Consider the following 1,316-nt stretch of genomic DNA (forward strand, 5'->3'; position numbering starts at 1 on the left):
TTCGGCTTCAACACCTGAAAGATCACCAGGGGTCGCGCTCGCCCCTCACACCGGCCCCTCAAACGAGTCCACCACCAGGGGCAAAACCGACATCAGACCCAAACGGCAAGAACGCCGGGGCCCTGCGTGGCGGTCCAGGAGGTGTTCACCGGGCTGGGTGGCGCTACGCGCCAAGGGCGCCAAGGCGAAGCGGCCGTTGTGGGCGTCCACCGGGGTGGCGGCGGGCGTCGATCTGACCGACGTGTTCCTGGTGCTGGAGGACAAGGCCGTCAACAAGTTCGAGAAGTCCTGGTCGGAGCTGCTCGAGACCGTGCAGGGCCAGCTCGAGGGCGCCCAACAGGGGTCACCCTCGACGCGATCGCGTGCACCCTCCCGCAGCCCGCGGAGTCACCGACCGCAAGATGACGCCAACCCGAACGGACTGTCCGTCGTCACCGCCTGGGGCCGCATCCAGTCAGGATGTCGCCCGGGTTCCTTCTCCCGGACGACCAGCCGAACGGGGCGGCCCCGGCGGCGCGGCTCGTCCGCCGGATCCTGCCCGCCGCGGCGTCGCTGTCGTATCCCGGCCGCGCCCGCTGGCCGGATACCGGGCCACCGGCAAGACTGTCAGCGTCCTGACAGTCCTGGGGCGGGGCGCGATCGGGCCAGGTTACCGGTACCAACTCGTCCACTCACGACATAGCGAGGTAGGAGATGGGTCGGCGACGGGAGTGGCCTGCGGTCACCGCAGCGCAGATGCGCGAGGTCGACCGGGCAATGATCGAGGACTTCCGGATCGAGCTGGTGCAGATGATGGAGAACGCCGGGGCGGGGCTGGCCCGGCTGGCCGTGGAGGCGTTCGCGCCATCGCGGGTGGTGGTGCTGACCGGGCACGGCGGCAACGGCGGGGGCGTGAACCGTCCTGGGATCGCGAGAGGCTGGGGTTCAGGCCACCTCGCCCCGTTGGGCGATGGCGTCAGCATACATGGCTTCCCATTCAACTGGCGTCATGTAATCGACAGACGAGTGGATTCTCTCGTAGTTGTACCAGCGCACCCACTCGGCCGTCTCGCGCTCGACCTCCCGCAGTCCGTCCCAGTTCCGGCCGCTCGCCCGTTGGTCGATCAACTCTGTCTTGTAGAGACCGATAGCAGACTCCATGAGCGCATTGTCAAGCGCATCGCCGACCGTGCCGATCGACCCGGCGATACGTAGCTATTCAGTACGTCCGGAGCTGTTGGTGACGTGATCGGGCCCGGCGTGGCGGCTTGATCGTCGGCGTGGTGGCGCGATCATGGACGGATGTCGGACTCGCTGCCGCCGTCCGTGGCGGAGCT

The 1,316-nt window shown here is 68.0% G+C and carries 1 pseudogene; it reads right to left on the bottom strand.

The features are described 5' to 3' along the window. Nucleotides 1-924: 924 nt before the first annotated feature. Nucleotides 925-1,188 (bottom strand): annotated as a pseudogene (locus tag KME75_RS41620) (integrase core domain-containing protein); the annotation flags it as partial. Nucleotides 1,189-1,316: the final 128 nt, after the last annotated feature.

The organism is Pseudonocardia nigra (assembly GCF_019396355.1).
Lineage (GTDB): Bacteria > Actinomycetota > Actinomycetes > Mycobacteriales > Pseudonocardiaceae > Pseudonocardia > Pseudonocardia nigra.